General features: G+C 60.3%; 1 pseudogene. It reads right to left on the bottom strand.

Annotated elements, in window-relative coordinates:
• A pseudogene (locus I3253_RS20325) lies at positions 1–1,066 on the bottom strand (IS3 family transposase); the annotation flags it as partial.
• Positions 1,067–1,078 lie beyond the last annotated feature (12 nt).

Genomic DNA, 1,078 nt, shown 5'->3' with positions numbered 1-1,078 from the left:
GCATAGTCAGCCGGGGTTTGGTAGTCCAAGGCTGAATGGGGTCGTTCGGTGTTGTAGTCAGCCGCCCAGGCCGCGATCACCACCTTTGCATGGGCGAGGTTGCGGAACATGGTCTCGTTGAGAAGCTCGTCGCGCATCCGCCCGTTGAAACTTTCCACGAAGCCATTCTGCATGGGTTTGCCCGGGGCGATGTAATGCCATTCGACCCTATGCGTGGCTGCAAAGGTTAAGATTGCGTTACTGGTCAGTTCGGTCCCGTTGTCGCTGACAATCATCCCCGGCTTTCCTCGGCGTTCGATCAGGGCTGTCAGTTCGCGTGCGACCCGGCGCCCCGAGATCGAGGTGTCCGGGATCGCAGCCAGGCACTCACGAGTGACGTCGTCGACCACGTTGAGCACCCGGAAACGCTGGCCGTTGGCGAGCTGATCATGAACGAAATCCAGCGACCAACGTGCATTGGGCCGTGCCTCGACCAAGATCGGCGCGCGCGTTCCAACCGCTTTGCGTCGGGCCTTCCGTTTGCGCACCATCAGCCCTTCTTCGCGATACAGCCGATAGATCCTATTGATCCCTGAAGGCTCACCTTCGCGGCGCAACAGAACAAAGAGCCGCCGGTAGCCGAACCGACGACGCTCGTTCGCCAACTCCCGCAGCCGACCACGAAGCTCCGTATCGGGAGCACGCCGCGACTGGTAGCGGACCATCTTACGATCAGCCCCCGCAATCCGGCACGCCCGCCGTTCCGACAACCCGAACAGGGCCTTCAGGTGCGCGACGGCCTCGCGCTTCACGGCAGGCGTCACCACTTTTTTGAAACCAGTTCCTTCATCGCCGCCAGATCCAGCATCTGCTCGGCCAGTAGCTTCTTGAGCTTTGCGTTCTCGTCTTCCAGCACCTTCAGCCGTTTGACCTCCGACACCGTCATGCCACCAAATTTGGCTTTCCAGTTATAGAACGTGCCTTCCGACATGCCGTGCTTGCGGCACAGATCGGCACACTTCGCGCCCGCCTCGTGCTCAGCCAGGATGCCGATGATCTGTTCGTCCGTGAATCTTGTTCGCTTCATTGTCCGTCCTCA

It is taken from the genome of Thiosulfatihalobacter marinus (assembly GCF_016019955.1).
Taxonomy (GTDB): Bacteria; Pseudomonadota; Alphaproteobacteria; order Rhodobacterales; family Rhodobacteraceae; genus Shimia; species Shimia marinus_A.
This window is presented reverse-complemented; position numbering and strand designations above follow the sequence as displayed.